The 21,946-nt window shown below is 42.8% G+C and carries 18 protein-coding genes; 15 read left to right on the top strand and 3 right to left on the bottom strand.

What is annotated here, in order from left to right:
- Positions 1-79: 79 nt before the first annotated feature.
- Both fadJ and fadI read right to left on the bottom strand, forming a co-directional pair.
- Positions 80-2,188 carry a fatty acid oxidation complex subunit alpha FadJ gene (fadJ, locus tag GNIT_RS05720; protein WP_014108207.1) on the bottom strand — a complete coding sequence of 703 codons (2,109 nt, stop codon included), beginning with the start codon at positions 2,186-2,188 and terminating at the stop codon, positions 80-82.
- A complete protein-coding gene (fadI, locus tag GNIT_RS05715) occupies positions 2,188-3,498 on the bottom strand; it encodes an acetyl-CoA C-acyltransferase FadI (protein ID WP_014108206.1) in 1,311 nt (436 codons plus the stop codon). Before fadI ends, fadJ begins: the two co-directional genes overlap by 1 nt.
- A 348-nt stretch (positions 3,499-3,846) precedes the next feature.
- Between fadI and GNIT_RS05710 the strand changes: the two genes are divergently transcribed.
- The 12 genes from GNIT_RS05710 to GNIT_RS18155 all read left to right on the top strand — a co-directional run bounded on the left by GNIT_RS05710 (position 3,847) and on the right by GNIT_RS18155 (position 18,400).
- Positions 3,847-4,803 (top strand): AAA family ATPase, encoded by a 957-nt coding sequence (locus GNIT_RS05710; protein ID WP_014108205.1) that lies wholly within the window; start codon positions 3,847-3,849, stop codon positions 4,801-4,803.
- A gap of 116 nt (positions 4,804-4,919) precedes the next feature.
- Positions 4,920-5,927: a DUF58 domain-containing protein gene (locus GNIT_RS05705; RefSeq protein WP_238526944.1), complete on the top strand. Its 1,008-nt coding sequence runs from the start codon at positions 4,920-4,922 to the stop codon at positions 5,925-5,927.
- Positions 5,924-6,520, top strand: a complete 597-nt coding sequence (locus tag GNIT_RS05700; protein ID WP_014108202.1) for a DUF4381 domain-containing protein — start codon at positions 5,924-5,926, stop codon at positions 6,518-6,520. The genes GNIT_RS05705 and GNIT_RS05700 overlap by 4 nt, the downstream gene beginning before the upstream one ends.
- Positions 6,513-7,565, top strand: a complete 1,053-nt coding sequence (locus tag GNIT_RS05695) for a vWA domain-containing protein (RefSeq protein ID WP_014108201.1) — start codon at positions 6,513-6,515, stop codon at positions 7,563-7,565. The genes GNIT_RS05700 and GNIT_RS05695 overlap by 8 nt, the downstream gene beginning before the upstream one ends.
- Complete coding sequence (locus GNIT_RS05690; protein WP_014108200.1) at positions 7,562-9,478, top strand: vWA domain-containing protein; 1,917 nt, start codon at positions 7,562-7,564, stop codon at positions 9,476-9,478. The genes GNIT_RS05695 and GNIT_RS05690 overlap by 4 nt, the downstream gene beginning before the upstream one ends.
- A gap of 2 nt (positions 9,479-9,480) precedes the next feature.
- Positions 9,481-11,208: a BatD family protein gene (locus GNIT_RS05685; protein WP_014108199.1), complete on the top strand. Its 1,728-nt coding sequence runs from the start codon at positions 9,481-9,483 to the stop codon at positions 11,206-11,208.
- A 127-nt stretch (positions 11,209-11,335) separates the two neighbouring features.
- Positions 11,336-13,201, top strand: coding sequence for a DUF885 domain-containing protein (locus tag GNIT_RS05680; protein WP_014108198.1), 1,866 nt, complete (start codon positions 11,336-11,338; stop codon positions 13,199-13,201).
- A gap of 200 nt (positions 13,202-13,401) precedes the next feature.
- Positions 13,402-13,959, top strand: coding sequence for a sigma-70 family RNA polymerase sigma factor (locus GNIT_RS05675; RefSeq protein ID WP_014108196.1), 558 nt, complete (start codon positions 13,402-13,404; stop codon positions 13,957-13,959).
- Positions 13,952-14,656, top strand: coding sequence for a DUF3379 domain-containing protein (locus GNIT_RS05670; protein WP_014108195.1), 705 nt, complete (start codon positions 13,952-13,954; stop codon positions 14,654-14,656). The genes GNIT_RS05675 and GNIT_RS05670 overlap by 8 nt, the downstream gene beginning before the upstream one ends.
- 204 nt (positions 14,657-14,860) lie before the next feature.
- Positions 14,861-16,381, top strand: coding sequence for a sodium/proline symporter PutP (gene putP, locus GNIT_RS05665; protein ID WP_014108194.1), 1,521 nt, complete (start codon positions 14,861-14,863; stop codon positions 16,379-16,381).
- Positions 16,382-16,404: 23 nt separating this feature from the next.
- Complete coding sequence (locus GNIT_RS05660; RefSeq protein ID WP_014108193.1) at positions 16,405-17,625, top strand: EAL and HDOD domain-containing protein; 1,221 nt, start codon at positions 16,405-16,407, stop codon at positions 17,623-17,625.
- A 610-nt stretch (positions 17,626-18,235) separates the two neighbouring features.
- A complete protein-coding gene (locus GNIT_RS18155) occupies positions 18,236-18,400 on the top strand; it encodes a hypothetical protein (protein WP_158307649.1) in 165 nt (54 codons plus the stop codon).
- A gap of 180 nt (positions 18,401-18,580) precedes the next feature.
- Here GNIT_RS18155 and GNIT_RS05655 read toward each other — a convergent pair whose 3' ends face one another.
- Entirely contained in the window at positions 18,581-19,129 is a 549-nt protein-coding gene (locus GNIT_RS05655; protein WP_148261692.1) for a hypothetical protein, read from the bottom strand.
- Positions 19,130-19,640: 511 nt separating this feature from the next.
- Here GNIT_RS05655 and cysD point away from each other — a divergent pair.
- Genes cysD through cysQ form a run of 3 tightly spaced genes read left to right on the top strand, consistent with a single transcriptional unit; the run spans position 19,641 to position 21,946 of the window.
- Positions 19,641-20,555: a sulfate adenylyltransferase subunit CysD gene (gene cysD / locus GNIT_RS05650; protein ID WP_014108190.1), complete on the top strand. Its 915-nt coding sequence runs from the start codon at positions 19,641-19,643 to the stop codon at positions 20,553-20,555.
- Positions 20,555-21,148: an adenylyl-sulfate kinase gene (gene cysC, locus GNIT_RS05645; RefSeq protein ID WP_014108189.1), complete on the top strand. Its 594-nt coding sequence runs from the start codon at positions 20,555-20,557 to the stop codon at positions 21,146-21,148. Before cysD ends, cysC begins: the two co-directional genes overlap by 1 nt.
- Complete coding sequence (gene cysQ, locus GNIT_RS05640) at positions 21,149-21,946, top strand: 3'(2'),5'-bisphosphate nucleotidase CysQ (protein ID WP_014108188.1); 798 nt, start codon at positions 21,149-21,151, stop codon at positions 21,944-21,946.

The raw sequence follows: 21,946 nt of genomic DNA, 5'->3' as shown, positions 1-21,946 counted from the left end.
ATAAATAGGCGCTAAATTTGTAATATGATATAAAAAAACCGAGACTAAGCTCGGTTTTTTACACTTTAATAACAATTACTTAGTAAAAAGATTTACCTTCTTTACACATTGTTAACAATATTTCAGCGGGCTGATACTTCTCTGAGTAAGTTTCGGCATAATGCTCTAAACGGCTAACCACATGTTCAATTCCCAAGGTGTCCATATAACGGAAAGGTCCGCCTAAAAATGGCGGGAAGCCAATACCAAAAATAGCGCCGATGTCACCATCTCGCGGGTTTCTAATTACTTCTTCTTGCAAACAAAGTGCTGCTTCGTTGAGCATCATGAGCACACAGCGTTCTACCACCGTGTCGGCTGAAAACTTCTTCTCCGGTGTTATGCCCAATAATCTGTAAACGGAATCATCGATGTGTTTACCAGCATTTTTAGCATCATAATCATAAAAACCAGACTTATTTTTCTTACCCTTACGATCATTCTCGAGTAATTTATCAAAGGCTTCTGGTGCATTAAAACGCTCTCCAAACTGCCCTTTCAAAATTGGAATAATTTTAGTGCCGACATCAATTCCTACTTCGTCGAGTAGTTTAAACGGCCCTACTGGGAATCCAAACTTCATCAACGCTTTGTCAATAGAGTCAAGTGGTTGTCCCTCTATTGCCATAAAGCCCGCTTCACTCACATAAGGCGCTAAAATACGGTTCACATAGAAGCCTGCGCCATCTTTTACCACGATAGGCGTTTTACCTTGACGCTTTGCAAATTCAACGGTAGTTGAGATAGTCTGATCTGATGTTTTAGCGTGAGGAATAACTTCAGCTAGAGGCATTTTATCTACTGGTGAAAAGTAATGTAAACCCACCACATTTTCAGGACGCTTCGCTTCGGCTGCAATCTCAGCAATTGGAATTGACGACGTATTCGATGCAAAAACAGTATGTTCATTACAGTGTTCCTCAATATCAGCAACCATCTTTTGCTTCAATTTGACGTCTTCGAATACCGCTTCTATGACCATATCATTGTTTTGATAACCACTGTAATCCAAACAGCCGCTTAACAGGGAAAGCTGTTTTTGCATTTCAGTTTTTAACATGAAACGTTTTTTCACTTTCTTATTCAAAATGTCATAGCTGTAGCGTATTGCGCCGGCAATGCCGTTTGGATTGATGTCTTTGATGCGTGCAGGTACTTTTGCTTTAGTCGCCGTTACAAAGGCAATTCCACCACCCATTAATCCACCGCCTAGCACGCCAATCTTTTTCACTTTAACAGCTGCAACACCATCAACGCCTGACTCTTTCTTCATGTCGGTTGTCGCAAAGAAAATTTCACGCAGTTGTTTTGATTCTGGTGTCATCACTAGCTGCCCAAATAAGCGGGCTTCAGTAGCGTAGCCTTTGCGTGAATCATTTGTGCCTGCTTCTATACAATCAATAATGTACATAGGTGCGGGATAATTCCCTAATGTTTTAGACAGCGTCTGTTCACGCGCCTTTTTGAACAATATGTTGCGTCCGAAAGAAGTATTCTCTAGCGCTTTTGCCATCATGTCTTTTTTCAACACACGCTTACTGATTTTTTTGTTCGCCATTTCAATCGCAACATCAAGTAGGATTGATTGCGGAACCATGTCGTCAACAATGCCATATTTCTTGGCTTGTTTTGCGCGCACTGGCGCACCAGTCAGCATCATCTTCATTGCTTGTTGAATACCAATGAGTGCTGGCAATCTTTGTGTGCCGCCGCTTCCTGGTAATAGACCAAGCTGCACTTCAGGCAAACCCAGCTGTGTTTTCGGGCTATCAGAACAAACGCGATAATGACAAGCGAGCGCAAGCTCTAAGCCACCACCTAAAGCAGGGCCGTGAATAGCAGCAACAAAGGTCTTTTTCATATCCTGCATGCGATCAAACAGTCTTTGACCAGAAGTAGACAATTCTTCAGCTTCGTCTGCATCATTGCAGGCCGCAAGCATGGTGACATCGGCACCCGCCACGAATGAATCTTTTTTACCACTAGCAACTACGACACCGCGAATGGCATCATCGTTTTCGATTTCGTCCAATATGGCAGTAACTTCATCGCCAAAGTCAGCTTTCAGCGTATTCATGCTGTCGCCCGGTACATCCATAGTTAAAATGGCAATACCGTCTTCTCGTTTTTGTAAGGTAAATGCACCCATTATTCTGTCTCCACTATCATTGCTGCACCCAAGCCACCTGCCGCACAAGCAGTTAATAGACCGGTTCCACCGCCGCGGCGGTTAAGTTCGTTCAACATTTGTGTAATCATTCTAGTACCAGTAGCGGCAAATGGATGTCCATAGGCTAACGAACTTCCCATGACGTTAAATTTATCCATATCAATTTCGCCGGTTGCTTTGTCTCTGCCCAGCTTTTCTTTTGCAAATTTATCACTGCCAAACATTTTGATGTTCGCTAAGGTCTGTGCAGCAAAGGCTTCGTGCATTTCAATTAAGGTCAAGTCGTTCAATGTCATCCCAGCGCGTTCTAGCGCCATTGGAGAAGCGTATGATGGGCCCATGAGCATATCTTCCCACACGTCGATAGCAGCAAAAGCATAGCTCTTCAAATAACCAATTGGCTGATAGCCTAATGCTTTGGCTTTGCTCTCAGTCATCATAATAATTGCTGAAGCACCATCGGTGAGAGGCGTCGCGTTAGCAGCAGTAACCGTGCCGTGTTTTTTATCGAACACCGGGCGCAGCTTCGCATAGCCCTCTAGTTTTGAATCGAAGCGCACGTTGTTATCTCTTGAAACCGCTTTTTTATAGGGCTCTGGATAAGCAGTCATGACTTCGCCATCCAAATTACCGGCTTCCCAATTTTGCGCGGCAAGGCTATGTGAACGATGCGCCAGTTCATCCTGCGAACTGCGGCTAATGCCATGAGTTTTTGCCATCTGCTCGGCAGTCTGTCCCATTGATAAACCCGTTGAGTACTCAGCAACTGCTGGAGGCACAGGCAGTAAGTCTTTTAAACCTAACTTTTTGAGGACTGCCAGTTTTTGACCAAGCGTTTTCGTTTTCTGTAAATCAGTAAGTGCGCGTGCCAGTTTTTTAGACACACCAATTGGCGATACTGATGTTGAGTCTGCACCACCAGCAATGCCGACATCGATATTACCCACTATCATTGACTCAGCGATATTCACCGTTGACTGGAAACTGGTCGCGCAAGCTCGCGATACGCTGTATGCATCGGTGTGAACATTCATGCCTGTGCCCAGCACAATTTCGCGCGCAATATTTGGCGCTTCAGGCATTTGCACAACTTGACCATAAACAACTTGCTGAATAATAGCGGGGTCAATATTATGTTTATGAATTAGCTCATTCACTACCATTTTGCCTAAATCTACAGCAGGAACACCGTGAAAATCGGTTGCCATTTTAGCAAATGGTGTGCGCAGTCCAGCAACGATGGCGATCCTATCGCCCTGCTGAGTTTTTAAAACTTGATTAAGTGACATAGATTATCCTGTGGCTATAAATGAGTCGTTGCAAAAATACTTAGCAACGACCTCTGGTCAGACCTCTAGTGTGCATTGTGGCAAAATAAACGGTAAAATTCAAATTTTACACGTGAAAACCGCAAATATCAGCGCCAAAATACCCTTATATGTACCGCTATATTTCTTAACGTAAACAAAAAGTACAGAACCAATCATAAATTTACGAGTCGAAAAGTTGAATTTTTAAGATAGATCCACATATAAGACTAGCAGAGAATCGAAACGATGCTCAGCGTAACAGTCGATTAAACAAAAGCATAGACAACTCAATATAATGTAAGCAGCGTAACAAAGGCTAAATCAACCATGGCAGTAGAAGAGTTTAAGCAATTACAAGCCCATTTAAACACCCAAGTCATAGGACAACCCTCTCTCACAATGAGCATACTTATTGCTCTGTTAGCAGACGGTCATTTGCTTGTTGAAGGTCCTCCAGGACTTGCAAAGACGAGAGCTGTTAATGCATTGTCAGACGGCATCGAGGCTGACTTTCATCGAGTACAGTTCACGCCCGATTTACTGCCCGCAGATTTAACGGGAACTGATATATATCGTCCAGAAACGGGTGAGTTTATTTTTCAGAAAGGCCCATTGTTTCACAACTTAGTGCTAGCCGACGAAATTAACCGAGCACCTGCGAAGGTACAGTCTGCGTTACTTGAAGCTATGGCTGAACGTCAAATTACCGTTGGTAACACAACTTATAAATTATCTGAGCTCTTTTTAGTAATGGCAACGCAAAATCCACTGGAACAGGAAGGCACTTATCCGCTCCCTGAGGCACAACTCGACCGTTTTCTAATGCACGTTGAAATTGACTACCCAGGAGCAGAGACCGAATTAGAAATTTTACGTCTTACTCGAGGCGAGGCAATAAAAACAGAAAAGCCTATCGTTAGAAAACTAACGCAAGGCGATATTGCAAAAGCAAGAACTGAAATAATGCAGATGCATTTAGCACCGGCTTTGGAAACGTATATAGTACAGCTCATTATGGCGACCCGACGCCCTGAAAGTTACGACGCAGAATTGGCGCAGTGGATTGAATTTGGAGCAAGCCCTCGTGCTACGATAGCCTTAGAACGGTGTGCTCGCTCACATGCGTGGCTCAATGGTAGAGATTTCGTTGGTCCAGATGACGTGCAGGCAGTAATACACAATGTGCTCAGGCACCGAATCATACTGAGCTACCAAGCGCAAGCAGAAGGAATTAATGCCAACGCTGTTCTCGATAAAATCGTTCAACTTGTTCCTGTAGGGTGATTCTTTGTCAGGTGACACTTTGTTAAGCAATTTCTTGGTAAAAAAAGCCTTATTAGGTTCGTCCCTATTAATTAGTGCAGCGCTTAAACGCGATGACTATAAATTGAGAATGATTGATGTCGCTCATGGTTAATAATGAATTAAATAAGAACAACGCAGTAACCCCTAAAGATATTCAGCTATGGTTAGAAAAATATAAAACTAATGGCGTGGATATTGGTCTGCCGGAACTGTTGTCCTATCGTTCCTTGTCTCATTTGCTTAATTTAAGCCCGAGTCGCGATATCGCTGGTGCTCTGTCGGGTGGCGATCGCTCCAAGATCAAAGGCAGAGGGATGGAATTTGATGAAGCTAGGCACTATCAGCCCGGTGATGATATCCGCAGCATTGACTGGCGCGTCACTGCTCGTACTGGAAAGACACACACAAAAGTATTCAGGGAGGAGCGTGACAGGCCCGTCTTCGTATTCACTGACTTTACCCAATCTATGTACTTTGGCACAGCCTATTTATGCAAATCGGTACAAGCAGCCCATCTTGCCTCATTGATAACTTGGAATGCTATTCAGCGCGGCGATAAAGTCGGCGGCGTTATTTTCAACAACACGCAAGATATTGAGCTCAAGCCAAAAGCCCAAGCAAAAAGCGCGTTGTCCTTGATACAAACGTTAGTGGATGTACATAAGCCGGAATTTGAAGCACTACAAATCGATGCGCAAAGCGTATTTTTAAAAGCAACACAGCGTCTTCAATATTTAGCAAAACCCGGCGCATTGGTTTATTTAATTAGCGATTTCAACGGCCTAAATAATGCATCAATGGCGGTTATTAGTAATATAGCTCGCCACTGTGAAGTTAAAGCTATTTTAGTAAACGACCCAATGGAAATCTCATTGCCGAACTCTGCCGTGCAGCAGACATTAACCATCACTAATGGTATTGAGCGTCAGCAGGTAAATTTAGGTGAAGCAGCAAGCAACCAGAAGTATCAAGCTCAGCAGGCTTCTCACTTTCAGGGTATTAAACAACTATTTGCTCGATACGCAATTGGATTGAGAACAATATCATCAGCTTATCCTATCGAGCAGCAGTTGAATCAGCGTGATATGGGGGAACTATTGTGACCTCTCTCACCAATGACCTTATTAACAATATTTTAGATGTCAATGCACAAGCTAATCCAGGCCTTGAAGCAGCACTGGAAAACCTTGCTGATGTCAGCTTAGGGCAAACACCTTCGATATGGCCGCTCGCTTGGGGATGGTGGGTTGTTATCGTTGTCGCAATATTGGCACTAGCCGGTATTTCTTGGTTTGTTGTAGCGTACACTCGCAAGCATAAATTTCAACGCAAAGCGTTAAAAGCGGTTAACAACATTACGAATAATGAACCACAAGCATTAGTCAGCCTGCACGCAGTTTTACGCCGTGCCGTTATGCATTATTTTGGTTCTCAAGAAATCAACAGCTTACAAGGTGGATCTTGGCAGCAATTTTTGCAAGACCAAGCAAAGCACACTAAAAAAATTGATGATAAATCTCTAGCACAACTTGCTCAACTTGAATCTAGTTTATACACAAAAGTACCAAGTATTCATGTGGATGACGCTAAGCAGGCAGTTACGCTTTGGATAAAACACTGCTTACCACCCACCGCGACTGAAATATCAAGGTCTAAACCGATACGTGTTAATAAGCAAGGAGTTCAACATGTTTGAGTTCGCTTGGTTGTGGGTGCTGGCGATCCTCCCACTTCCACTGCTTATCTATTTCGTTACGCCTCGCAAGGCTACTAGTGAGAGCGCGGCATTACTTGTACCGAATTATTTGAAAGTGCAAAGCCACGCCGATCAAAGTCAAAAAAAATCAACGTCTCGGCTACTTTTAGCGACACTAATATGGACTTGTTTAGTCGTAGCTGCTGCAAGACCGCAGTGGTTAGGAGAACCCGTTTCTATTCCAAACGAAGGACGTGATCTTATGATTGCAGTGGACCTTTCAGGATCAATGAAACAAGATGACATGCGCATCAACGGCAGAGCAGTAAATCGACTTGTTATGACGAAATTTGTGCTCAAAGACTTCATTGAAAGACGCCTTGGAGACCGCTTAGGATTAATCTTATTTGCCGATACGGCTTACCTTCAAGCGCCGCTCACATTTGACAGAGACACAGTAAAAACGCTTCTTGACGAATCTGTTTTAGGTTTAGTGGGTGAACGCACTGCAATTGGCGACGCTATTGGTCTTGCAGTAAAACGCTTTGACGATAAAGAAGAGTCCAACAGAGTGCTAATATTGCTAACCGACGGCAGAAATACAGCCGGCAATATCACACCTGAAGAAGCCAAAGAGTTAGCCATTGATAAAGGCGTAACTATTTACACCATTGGTCTCGGTGCTGAAGTGCAAGAGATTGCAAGCGTATTCGGCCGTCGCACTATTAATCCATCACAAGATCTGGACGAACGCCTTTTAGTAGATGTCGCCACGTCAACTGGCGGACAATACTTTAGAGCACGCGACACTCAAGAGTTAGAGGCCATTTACGAAACGCTCGATCGACTTGAGCCTGTTGCAGGGGAAGGACAAAAACTGCGTCCACTTACCGCGTTGTTCTATCTGCCTCTAGCGGTCGCTATCATACTGAGTGCGCTTTATGCTTTATTTTATCTTCTTAAACACGCCTTCACACATTTACAAAAATCAACAACTCAACCGGCAGAGAACGCTGTGAATAGTGCTTCTGGAGACCAAAAATGATCGATTGGCAAGCATTTCATTTTATTCGTCCAGAATGGCTCATAGCCATCGTCCCTCTGCTTGTTATTGCGCTGTTGCTAACTAAAATTTCTAGTAAACAGAGCGGATGGCAAGGCATTGTCTCAAGCCATTTATACAAGCATTTAGTTGTTGCTAAGGATAAAAAATCTTACAAACCGCCGTTCTATTTAGTGGGACTGGGATGGCTTTTAGCGAGCATCGCTATGGCGGGCCCAACTTGGCAAAAATTACCCCAGCCGGTTTACCAAGTATCAACAGGAAAGGTGGTCATTTTGGACATGTCGATGTCAATGCGTGCCACCGACCTGCAGCCGGATCGACTCACTCGCGCAAAATTTAAAACGATTGATTTACTCAATAGCTTTGACGATGGCGAAGTTGGTTTAGTGGTCTATGCTGGAGACGCGTTTACAATCAGCCCGCTTACGTCGGACGTGACCAACATTACTACTTTGATCCCTAGCTTACAGCCTGAAATAATGCCCATAATGGGCAGCGAGCCTTTATATGCAATGGAGCAAGCTGAACAATTATTATTATCGGCAGGCTACAATAAAGGGGAAATCTATTGGATCAGCGACGGTATTGAATTAGACGATGTCGACGTACTTCAAGATCATATTGCAAAGTCGCCCTACCGTTATTCTGTGCTTGGAGTGGGCACGCAAAAAGGCGCTCCAATAAAGATGCTGGATGGCGGTTTTATGAAGGACGCTAGAGGGAATATTGTATTGCCTGTTCTCAATAGTCGTTACTTTTCACAAGTCCTTGGCAATACCAATGGGCGCTACACGCCGATGCAGAGTGATGATAGTGACATACAAAACATGAAATTCACTTCCCTCACAGTTGCGCAAGAACAAGTCAACGAAGACATTATTGGGCAAGGCGACCAATGGCAAGACATGGGCGCATTTATCGTTCTAATTATTCTGCCATTTGCTGCCTATGCGTTTAGACGCGGGCTTTTAGTGATAGTACTAAGCGCAGTGCTGATGATGCCAGCAGAGCCCTCCTATGCTAATGAGCAAATTGCCGAAGAACAAAGCACAGAATCGAACGATTGGTTTAGCAAGGTTTTTAAAAATGCCGATCAACAAGGCATTGAAGCGTTTAAAAAACAAGAATTTGACAAAGCGAGCAGTATATTTGCAGATCCAATGTGGAAAGGTGCAGCCCTCTATAAAAACCAAGACTACGAAGCTGCGTTAGAGGCTTTTCAAAAGGTTCCGGGCGCCGAATCAGCATATAACCAAGCTAACGCATTAGCCCGTTTAGGACAATTAGAGCAAGCCATCGAAAAGTACGATGAGGCTCTGAAGGAGCGTCCTGGCCACACCAATGCGATGGCAAATAAAAAGTTAGTCGAAGATTTGCTGCAGCAACAAGAACAACAGAAGCAAGACGGTCAGCAACAGGACGGTCAAGACAAGCAATCGGGCGATCCTCAAAACAGCGAACAACAGTCCGGCGAACAAAATGAGGAAGAGCAATCAGGAGAGCAACAGTCGGGCGAGCAACAGCAAGGTGAGCAGCAGGACTCCGAACAAAACCAAAATGAAAGTGATTCCGAAAATACCAAAGGCGATGACGAGCAAAAGCAATCTGAACAGCAAAAATCAGAGGAGGAATCTAAAGAAGCTGAGGGTAAAGAGCCTGAAGAGGGCAAAGATGGCGAAAATGCCGAAGGTGTTGAGCAAAAAAGTAATCTGCAGCAGCAGAAGCCGCTTGAAGAAATGACGCAAGAAGAAAAAGAGCAGATGCAGCGCATGCAAATGTTGATGAACAAAATACCTGATGACCCTGCGTTTTTGTTACAACGAAAAATGCTCTTAGAATCACAAAAAAGACGACTTGAGAGATTCTCAAGGCCGAATAAGAAGGATTGGTAGTAATGAAACACAACTCTGTTTGGTATTTTTGCTTAGTGATATTTTTTAGCACTGTCGCGCTTTTGGCACCTATCACGGCAATAGCTAAAATTACTGACTTACGAGTGTCAGTAGATAAAAATCCCATCATGATAGATGAAGCCGTTCAACTGATTATTAGTGCGGAAGGCGAAATCACGTCTCGTCAAATTGATTTATCATCACTAGAGAAAGACTTCCGCATGTCGAGTACGTCAATTAGTCAATCAACGCGCTCGATTAACTTCAATACCACCAAAACAACGACATGGGTAACGCAGCTGTTTCCAAAATCAGTGGGGACTTTTACTATTCCTGAATTTGAAATGGACGGACAAAAAAGCAAAGCGTTTGACGTTATTGTGACTCCGGTAGGCAATGGTCAAGGCGCCGCCGCTCGCGATTTTTATGTTACTGCTAACGTCGATATGACAACGGTTTATTTGCAGCAACAAATCAAATACACCACCAAGCTTCTTATGGCGAAAGACATCCAACGAGGCTCTTTACAAGCGCCAGAATTGGACAACGCAATTATCAAACAAGTGGGTGAAGATAAAGAGTACGAAGACTTTCAAAATGGTGTCCGCTACCGCGTTATCGAACGAACCTATGCGATTATTCCACAATCGAGTGGCTCATTCTCGATTTCTGGCACAGTATTCAATGGTGAAGCGGTCACTGATTCTCGTCAATCATTTGGATTCATTAGTCGCACAAAACCCATCAACCGGGTCGCTCCTGATATTGAGTTAACGGTGCTGCCCATCCCCGACAACTATCAAGATCATTGGTTACCCAGCGAATTTGTACAATTAAATGAAGAATGGCAGCAAGATCCAAAAAGTATTGTATTAGGGCAGCCTATTACTCGCACTATTACATTAACTGCGGCGGGCTTAGTTGAGGAACAATTGCCAGAAATTATGGGTATGTATCCACCGGACTTCAAAATATATCCGGATCAAGCAAGCACCACTACGGTAGATAAAGGTACCGTGCTGTTTGCGCAAAAGATTCAAAGTGAAGCTATCATTCCAAATCGAGTTGGCAAGTTTGTGCTGGGCGAAGTGGTTGTGCCTTGGTTCAATGTCGTGACCAAACAAACGGAGTATGCAAAGCTGCCTGCCCGCTCTGTTGAAGTGCTGCCCCCGAGTAAGGACGCGGTTTCAAATATTGAGCCTATTTCTCCGATCAACCAGAAACCTGCGGCAATAGCAACTTCACAACCGCCGTTATCGGGAGCAAATACCGCATCCGACGAATTTAGAATTGACTGGCTTCATATCAGTTTATTCGCGCTTTGGCTGGTGAGTTTGAGCATCTTTGGCGTGATCATTATCACCAATAAACGCAATGATGATGCGAAACAAATCAGTCCCGTAGAGAGCACCGCCGATGAGACTGCATTGTGGAAAAGACTGCAAAAAGCAATAGACTTAAGCGATGTGAAAGAGACAAACAAGACATTGGAAAAGTGGTTAAGCGTTATAACTGAACGCCCTGTCCATTCAATTAACCAGTGTTTTGAAGCGATGAATGCAAACGAGTGCGCTGCGCAGTACAATACCATGATGAAAAGCACATATGGCGCGAATCAAGCTTCGTGGCAGCGCGAAGAGTTGATTTTGGCGTTGGCGTCTTTCAGAGAAAGTATGATGGACAAAAAGCACGAACTCAGGGACCAGTTTGGCTTGTACCCAAAAACATAAGGGGTCTTAAGTTAGATACTTGAACCACTGCTAACATGTGGATTAGCTAAACCGCAATTCGCTATTATAAATAAAATAATAAAACAATAACGACTTTATAAACGAGTAATATAAAAAGAGGGACATAATGAAACGACTAGTCAAAATAAGCACACCAGCAAAACTATTTGCTGTATCAAGCTTAGTCATTGCAATGGCGGCGTGCAGCCCTGCATCGAATACTGAAAACAAAAACGCGCAGCCAGCTCAAACCGAGACTGCAAAAGCACCCAAGACGGAACCCGAAAGACTAGCGGCCTTCTTTGCTGAAAGCCGTGAAACAGACCTCAAACGCTCACCTATGACGCAGAGCTACATGGGTATCAAGTGGGATTATGACAAGTGGGGTGACTTTTCAGATGCGAATGCCGATGAAACTCGCACCCTTATGGAAACTCGCCTAAAACAAGCGAGCGAATTTGATGTAAGCACTCTTAATGATTCAGAAAAGTTGAGTTTAGATATTTATCAAATTGATTTAAAGCGCAAACTTGCCAATGATGAGTTTAGACATCACACCTATATTATGGATCAGTTCAGCGCTTGGCACACCACTGTTCCAAGTTTCCTAATTAATATTCACCGCATTGAGAATGAGGAAGACGCGAGAGCCTACATTAGCCGCTTAAATAAAGTAGAAGCTTTGTTTGACCAAGTTATTGCACAGCTCAGAGTGCGCGAAAAGCTTGGCGTCATGCCACCAGCGTGGTCCTACGATCAAATGATGCAGGCGGCAGCGAATGTTGTCAAAGGCAACCCTTTCTCCGAAAGGCCGGAAGATTCAACAATATTAGCCGACTTTAAGCAGAAGCTCGATGCAACAGAACTCAGTAACGCTGAAAAGTCTGGTTTAATCACCGATGCCAATGCCGCATTGTTAAGCTCAGTGAAACCCGCTTATGAAAAGTTAATACAAGAACTTGGTAAACAGCGCTTGCTGACGCCCGAAGGCGACGGTGTTTGGCGCCTACCTAACGGCAGCGAATGGTACCAAAACCGTTTAAATTGGTTCACAACCACTGAATTGAACGCGCAAGAAGTGCATCAGATTGGCTTAGATAACGTTACCCGCATACACAATCAAATGCGTGAAATCATGAAACAAGTGAAATTCGAAGGCAGTCTGCAGGATTTCTTTTTATTCATGCGAAACGACGACCAATTTTATTATGCTGACTCAGATGAAGGACGCGAACGTTACATGACGGAAGCCAAAGAGTTCATTGATAAAATGGAAGCTAAGCTGCCTGAGTATTTTGGTCTAACACCAAAAGCACGAATGGTTGTGAAGCGTGTCGAGGCATTCCGTGAACAATCTGCGGGCAAAGCCTTTTATCAGAGCCCATCAAAAGATGGCAGTCGACCAGGAACGTATTATGCGAACTTATTTGATATGCGCAGCATGCCAACCTACCAAATGGAAGCACTAGCCTATCACGAAGGCATTCCAGGACATCACATGCAGCGAGCTATCGCACAAGAACTCGACGGCATTCCTGAATTCCAGAAATATGTATCCTTTACTGCTTACACTGAGGGCTGGGGTTTGTACACCGAAGAACTCGGCAAGGATATAGGCTTTTATGCTGATCCATACTCTGACTTCGGTCGCCTAGCAATGGAGCTATGGCGTGCTTGCAGATTAGTGGTCGACACTGGTATTCACGAAATGCAATGGAGTCGAGAAAAGGCTATTCAATACCTAATTGATAACACGCCAAACCCTGAGGCAGACTCTGTTAAAGCCATCGAGCGTTACATCGCGATGCCAGGTCAGGCAACCGCTTATATGATTGGCAAAATCAAGATAATGGAACTGCGCGACAAGGCTCAGGCCGAGCTGGGAGATAAGTTTGATTATCGCGGCTTCCACGATACAGTCCTTAAAGATGGTCCGGTACCACTGACCCTATTAGAAGAGAACGTCAATAAATGGATTGCTGCTTCAAAGTAGCATCCATGTAGCATCCATATGATGGTCTCAAACTATCGTTGAAGTGAAAAATGGTAAAAATCGCATAGCATTTGCTTATGCGATTTTTTTTCGTCTTTTTTACTGCAAATGTCCATCACACCAATAGCTAAAAAATCATTGTTCGAACAATCCATTTAAATCGCGTAATCTTGCGAAAGGAGATAAAAAGAAGAATATTCATGTTTTTGCGAAATAAAAATCTAAGCTCATCGGTCTCTACTGACATGATGAAAAAACAAAAACGATATGAAGCCCTTGTTAAGGCGCTGCATGCAGATATATTTCGGTATGCAATGTGGTTGATAAAAGACAAAGCGATTGCTGAAGACGTAGTACAAGAAACATTTCTTCGCGCGTGGAAGTCACTCGACTCACTTAAAGATGAAGGCGCGGCCAAGTCATGGTTAATCACCATTTTGCGTCGAGAGAACGCGCGACGCTTCGAGCGCAAGCAGTTTGATCTTGTGGATATTGATGATGTCTCTGTTGCCGATCCAATCAATTTTGGTGATGTGGTGCTGGAGCATCGTGAGTTACGGAGGATCATAGGTGATCTCAGTGAAGAATATAGAGAACCATTAATGATGCAAATTTTAATGGGCTTTAGCGGTGATGAAATTGCCGAACAACTTAATCTAAATAAAAATACAGTAATGACACGATTATTCAGAGCTAGAAATCAAATTAAAGAAGCCTTACTAGGCGATCAAACAAAAGGAGAACAGGTAAATGGATGAACTATCATTCCGTCGCACCATTTATGCTGAGCCAAACACAACCGATCCCGATGTTATTCAGGCGGCTAAAGATGACCCAGCAAAACAAGCATTTTGGGACGAAGTTAAAGCTATGGACGCGCAGTTAGCGCAAGCAATGAATATACCAATACCAGAGAACTTTGCTGAAAAGCTAATTTTGCGTCAAGGTATGGATGAGTTTACTCAAAAACGTCAAAAGCGTCCTTGGTACGTGGCAATAGCAGCCTCGGTAGCAATGGTCGTGGGCGTATCTTACATGACCTTATTCGCCGGCAATAGCGGTTTAGTAAACGATGTATTTGCGCACGTTAGTCACGAGTATATGGCGAAAGAACTTGCCATGAGTAGCCAAACCGTAAGCCAAGAAGCCTTAAACGAAAAGATGACGACCTTCAACGGTACATTGTCTGAGGAGATTGGCGAAGTTGTATCTGCTAATTACTGCTACCTCGATACGATCAGAAGCCTGCACATGATAGTAAAGGGCGAAAAAGGTTTACTCTCTCTTTTTGTGGTGCCGCAGAGCAAGAGCCAAGACTTAAAGGAAGAGTTTAGTAATGATGAACTTGTTGGTACTTCCTTCTTACTAGCATCAGCAAAAATCATTATTGTTGGCAACGACAGAGATGATGTAGCACAACTTCAACAAGTAGCCCAAAGCTCATTTAGATTTTAGAACTTAAAGCTCCCATCTTATTAACCGCAATTGCTTATACATTGCGGTTTTTTTTACACCCGCTTTTATCGACAAAAGTAATTTTCTGACTCTCTTTTATAAATACTGTGAAATTACAGTATTACTCCGCTCCTTATGACAAGTTGAGCTTAAACAGCCTTATCTGTTACCATCAACAAAAGAATAATAACAATAGAGAGCAATATGGAAACTGGCACCCTAATATCCTTGGCAATATATTTTATCGCAATGATTGGGATAGGCGTTTACGCATATAGACAAAACGAAGATACATCATCGGGCTATTTACTGGGCGGGCGAAAATTAAGCGCTCCTGTTGTGGCCTTGTCAGCAGGTGCCTCTGATATGAGTGGTTGGATGCTTCTTGGTATTCCAGGCGCAATGTACTTGTCGGGAGCTTCATCTCTTTGGATAGCGTTCGGATTGTGTTTAGGCGCATGGTTAAATTATATTATTGTTGCCCCGCGACTCAGAGTATTCACTGAGCTGGCAAAAGATGCGATTACCCTGCCCGATTATTTTGAAAACCGTTTTTTTGACTCAAGTCGGTCCTTAAGAATTATTGCCTCTATCGTGATTATCATATTTTTCACACTTTACACGTCATCTGGCATCGCTGCTGGCGGCAAATTATTTGAATCATCTTTTGGCTACAATTACGAAGTTGGCTTATATATTACCGCTGGTGTGGTGGTTTGTTATACTTTGTTTGGTGGCTTCATGGCTGTCAGTTTAACTGACTTCGTGCAGGGCATTATCATGTTTATTGCTTTAGTTCTGGTACCTACTGTCGTCGTTTTTGAACTTGGCGGCATTGGCAATACACTCGACGTTTTATCAAAAACAGATAGTAATCTACTGTCTTTATTTGTCGATGCAAGCACTGGCGCCACAGTTACATTTATTGGCGTTGTGTCGTTAATGTCATGGGGCTTAGGCTATTTTGGACAGCCGCATATCATTGTCCGATTCATGGCTATTTCTAGTATTAAAGAAATGCCGGCTGCTCGTCGAATCGGTATGTCTTGGATGATTGTATCTATCTTCGGTGCCGCAGCTACTGGTCTATTTGGCCTAGCTTATATGAATGCAACGGGCCAATCACTAGATGACCCTGAAACTATTTTCATCACGCTTTCACAGCTGTTGTTTCACCCTCTCGTTGGCGGTTTCTTGCTAGCAGCGATATTAGCTGCAATTATGAGTACAATTTCGTCACAATTATTGGTTACCTCTAGTTCACTAACTAGAGACGTTTACGTTACTTTTATTGACAAAGAGTGTAGCGAGCACAAACAAGTTGTTATAGGGCGCATATGCGTTGCGTTAGTAGCGGCTGTTGCCATTGCGCTTGCTTACGATGAGAACAGCAGCATATTGACCTTGGTAAGTAATGCATGGGCCGGTTTTGGCGCGGCATTTGGTCCGCTCGTTCTGTTCTCTTTACTATGGAAAGACATGAGTCGTATTGCTGCAATTGGTGGTATCTTAAGTGGTGCGGCGACAGTATTGGTATGGATTTACGCACCTTTAGGTGAAAATGGAGGTTCTATTTACCCTGAACTTTATGCCATTATCCCTGGGTTCATTGTCTCAAGCCTTGTTATTGTTGCAATATCGTTGATAAAACCAGAAAAAAATGAAAAAGTTCGCACACTTTTTTCATCTTTTGCCGATAAGTATGCAATAGAAAGCCAAAAATAATTTAAAAGGCCACAAATTAAAATATGGGATTTTTCGCGGCGCGCCAGCCTATCTTAGATAAGAGTAAATCATTATTTGGTTATGAGTTACTTTTTCGCACTAGCTTGGAAAACGTCTTTCCTGACGTTGATCAAGAAAAAGCGACGTCTAAGATGATTGAAAGCCTGCAGTTTGATTTGGGCCTTGACCGCATTTCTGACGGTAAGTTGGCGTTTATCAACTTTACTGAAAAAACGCTCCTTGGTGGTTACCCTGAGCTGCTTCCAAAACAAAAAGTGGTGATTGAAATATTGGAAACAGCGAAACCTACCAAGGCGCTCTATATCGCCCTGCACAGTTTGCACAAAAAAGGCTATATGCTGGCGCTAGACGATTTTATTCACGATAGTAGATGGGAGCCTTTCTATAAGCTGATTGATATTGTTAAAATTGATTACCTCGAGAGCACCCCACAAGAAATCTATGAAACCATTGCCGCAGTCAAGAAATACCCAAACATTAAGTTACTGGCCGAGAAAGTTGAGACCAACAAAGAGTTTAAAGAAGCTGTAGAGCTTGGATTTGATTACTTCCAAGGGTATTTCTTTAGCTATCCAGAAGTGATCAAGAGCGTTACCTTAACACCAGGACAGACCTCGATTGCCACTTTAATGAATAAAGTCGCTGAGGAAAGTCCCGATTTTGAAGAGATTACGAAACTATTTGAACTAGACGTAACGCTTTCATTTAAGTTATTACGCTATACGCAATCGGCGATGTTCAAACGACGCAATCCAATTAAAACCATTAAACAAGCCGTTTTAGTGCTTGGCAAAACTGAACTCGAACGCTTCGTTGGTTTATTGTTTTCTGCACAATTCAGCGGTGATAAACCGCAAGAACTGATTCGACTGTCGATGCAGCGTGCCAAGTTCTGTGAGCTCATAGCGCCCTATTGCTCACAACGAAACAATAGTTCATCGGCATTTTTGACAGGCATGCTGTCGTTGGTAGATGCAATGCTAGACGCCGACCTCATTGCCGTTATCAATGACTTACCATTAAGTGAAGAAATTAAATCAGCGCTAACTAAAAAGCAGGGCTGGCTCGCCGACTGCATTGAACTTTGTCAGCACTTCGAAAAAGGTGATTGGCAGCAAATGGAGGCGACTTGCGAACGCATAAATATTCCTTATACAAACATCCTCGAAGAATATGAAACCGCAGGTGTTTGGGCTGAAGAGAAGCTGGATGAGCTTGGCTAACTAGGCGCTTCGCCATCTGCAGTTTATTAACCACAGAACACCAATTACCTACCTCTGTTTTAAACAACAATACTTGTGTAACTTAGTGCATAAGAGAATTCAATAACCTGAGGATGACCTTAATTTCAGCTCAGCTATCTCTTTTTGCTCAGTCACGTTAAGTTTAGTACTAATAACTTAATTACCGTGTTACGTTGTCTACTACCCCACTCTTAGGGTTATATTCATTTCCTGTTTAAGCTTCTAAAATTCTTATGTTTTTTGCTTTTTAGGTGAGTTTCAAAAAAGCATAAATAAGGAAATATCCTCACTATTAACTTTACGTTATTGCTAAACAATTTTTATAGGGAATACAAAAATTAAAACACTCATTTTACTTAGCTCGCTTTTATTCATACCGGTTGCCAATAGTGGTGAATATAAACATGCTACCGGCTTCGGAATTCAATATGGGGGACTGGTCGGTTATCAATTATCCTATAAAGAATCACAAAGCAATTTTAGAGGCGCAGTTGGACTGGGTGGAGGCAGTGTAGGCTATGATTATTTTATAGCTGACTCTTTTTCGTTAGGTGCAACATACACAGTTTCAGTCAGAAATGTGACCTCTTTGAATTTCAACTACATGCCTGCAGGTAATCTCAATAGGTCTTGGGTTTTTGGCATAGACTTAGCGCATATTGATGGACAAGAAGCCAGCGGGGATGGTTTTTTTAGAAAGCAAGAGAAGGATAGCAAAAACATTGTCTTTTTCAGCGTAGGTTATAAATTTTAAATAGTGATACGAAAAGACGAGCTATCGGAAATAGCAAGATGATAGCTAATATTGCGTTTAATACGCTTCAGAATGTGCTTAACATATTCATCTCTACACTTTATATCGTGTAGAAATGAATTTAGGTACTACTTTCAGATAAAAACCATTAACTATTTCTTAGTCAATGTGGGAAAAATTCTACAATGTTCTAACAATGTGCTCAGCTAATGTACTGTATGCATCCGCTAACTTTGATTTATAAAAATCATCACTTCCTTCTAACCAGGTATCTAAAAATTGTGGTGAACTCTCGTAATCATAATCGTTGGTCTTGCTTTTTTGTCTTCCCAATTTATCAAGATAATTAACTGTTACCGTTGCACTAAGCGCTAAAATGATACGGCCATCGCTATTTGTATTAAATATTAACTGTTCTAATGAAATTGAAATTTCTTTATCAGAAAAGGCATTAACTTGATATTTTTGCTCAGCTAACGCGGTAACGCTTGACACAAATTCATCTTGCGGATTGTTTACTATTAAGTAGCTATTCATTTTAGTAAACAGCTCCTTTCCTTTATCAGAATCTCCCGTTGATGCACCTACCGCTGCACCTACAACCGCTCCACTTGCAGCGCCTATCCCAGCTAAAATAGGAGAACAAAAAACGAAAAATGGGCCACAAAACAAGCCGCTCACTGCTCCAGCGGTAGCTCCTGAATAACCTCCCGTTTTTGCATCATCCATAATCGCGTTACTGTTACTCAATCCAAATATTTGTCTATTACCATTATCCGGTTTTGATATTAATGACACCGTATCGCCTGGCTAAACAATATTCATCCGAGAGGTGGTGCTGCACGCGAATACGGATAAGACTGTTAAAGAAATAATTACTTTGTGGGTCAATGTTTTACTGAAATTCACATCAATATTCTTTTTTAATTATTATGGGAAGCAGAAAGTACGCTCTATATAAGATTTAGTCAATTATATGAAAAATGCTTGGATCGCCTTTTACTTTTGCCACAACGACGCCTTGTTCTGCATCAAGCAAATATGATCGTCTATGCGATCCCCTCCAAATTGCTGCGCCCCATCTGCATATAACAATTTCGTAACAAGTGCGTTATTTTGGTTATTAATAGGCTATTAGACATATCAAATTATCATAATAGAATCTGTTTTAAATATGCTAAAGTTCTATGCATATAGATTTTTAGCATATTAACCTCTTAACATGGAGTCCGTTACAAAAATGACTACCTCAATTCCATCCATTACTCACCTAAAGCAGCTCGAAGCTGAGAGTATTCACATTTTTAGGGAAGTTGCTGCTGAGTTTGACAACCCCGTTATGTTGTACAGCGTAGGAAAAGACTCATCGGTACTGCTTCACTTGGCTAGAAAAGCTTTCGCGCCGGGGGTAATTCCTTTCCCGCTTCTGCATGTTGATACCAAATGGAAGTTCAAGGAAATGATCTCCTTTCGTGATGAAATTGCCAAGAAGCATAATCTGAACTTGCTAGTTCATAGCAATCAAGAAGGTTTGGACCAAGGTGTGGGTCCCTTCACTCACGGTAGCGCAAAACATACTGACATCATGAAAACAGTGGCGTTGAAGCAAGCTTTGAATAAGTATAAGTTTGACGCAGCGTTTGGCGGCGCACGCCGTGATGAAGAAAAGTCACGAGCAAAAGAGCGCGTGTATTCATTCAGAGATGAGAACCACCGTTGGGATCCTAAAAATCAACGTCCTGAACTTTGGAGTATCTACAATAGCCAAATAAATAAAGGCGAAAGCATTCGCGTGTTCCCTATGTCTAACTGGACTGAGCTTGATATATGGCAATACATTTATCTCGAAAATATCGAAATTCCATCACTGTATTTATCCAAGCCTCGCCCTGTGGTGAAGCGTGATGGTACTTACTTCATGGTTGACGATGATCGCATGCCAATGGAACCCGGTGAAGTTCCTGAAATGCGCTCAGTAAGATTCAGAACATTAGGTTGCTACCCGCTTACTGGCGCTGTTGAATCGACAGCAGATACATTACCAGAAGTGATTCAAGAAATGCTGCTGACAAAAACCTCTGAGCGTCAGGGGCGAGTTATCGATCATGACTCATCAGGTTCGATGGAGAAGAAAAAGATGGAGGGATACTTCTAATGGCAACTAATATTGTTTGGCATAAACACGACGTTAATAAAAAAGCACGCTCAGAAGCACTTAATCAAAAACCATCGGTTATTTGGTTAACTGGTTTATCGGGCTCCGGAAAGTCTACCATCGCGAATTTGCTGGAGAAAAAACTGTATTCCGAAAGCAAGAAAACGTATTTGTTAGACGGTGACAATGTGCGTCACGGATTATGCGGTGACCTAGGCTTTGATGACAAAGACCGCGTTGAAAACATTCGTCGAATCAGTGAAGTTGCAAAATTATTTGTGGATTCAGGCACGATTGTTATCACTGCTTTTATCTCTCCCTTTAAAGCCGACCGAGCATACTGTCGTTCGCTGCTAGAACAAGGCGAATTTATAGAAGTATTCGTTGATACACCAATAGAAGTATGTGAACAACGCGATCCTAAAGGGCTATATAAAAAGGCACGCAGTGGCGATATTAAACACTTTACGGGCATTGATTCCGCTTACGAAGTACCTGAAGCGCCAGAAGTGCACTTGACATACGAAGACGAAACGCCAGAACAAACGGCGGAACGATTATTCACTCTATTGTCGACAAAAGGATTTGTATAAATGACGAGTTTTGATTTAACACCAGAACTTGCCGAAAAGGTAAAGCAGATTGCGGTGCAAGCCGGCAAGAAGATCATGGAAATCTATGATAAAGACTTTACCATTTACGACAAGTCAGATTCCAGCCCGCTGACCGACGCCGATTTGGCGGCACATCATCACATTGTTGACGGCTTAAAAGCGATATCACCCTTGCCTATTTTATCTGAAGAGTCGGCAGACATACCTTGGTCTACGCGTAAAACGTGGGTTAGGTATTGGCTTGTCGACCCATTAGATGGCACTAAAGAGTTCATTAAAAAGAACGGCGAGTTTACGGTAAATATTGCTTTAATCGAGTATGGAGTGCCCACCTTTGGTGTGGTACACGCACCCGCGATTGATAAAACTTACGTTGGCCAAGAGGATGTTGGCGCCTACAGTGAAGTGAATGGTACTCAATCCCCAATAAAAGCAAAAAAACACACTGTTGGCGAGACATGGAAAATTGTTGGAAGTCGCTCTCATCAGAGCTCTGAAATAAACAAAATCCTCGACGCTCTTGGTGGCGAAAATGAATTAGTCGCGATGGGCAGTTCTTTGAAGCTTTGCCTAGTCGCCAGTGGAGAAGCCCATATGTATCCGCGCGTGGGACCTACCTGCGAATGGGATACTGGTGCAGCTCACGCTGTTGCTATTGCCGCTGGGGCAAAGGTAACCGTCCTAGATGTTGAAAATCCAATGGACGCAGACGCATCGCCACTTCGATACAACCAAAAAGACTCAGTCTTAAACCCCTATTTCTTGGTAAGTTGCTAA

This window comes from Glaciecola nitratireducens FR1064 (assembly GCF_000226565.1).
GTDB lineage: Bacteria > Pseudomonadota > Gammaproteobacteria > Enterobacterales > Alteromonadaceae > Glaciecola > Glaciecola nitratireducens.
The sequence above is the reverse complement of the archived record's forward strand: the minus strand, read 5'-3'. Positions and strand labels throughout refer to the sequence as shown.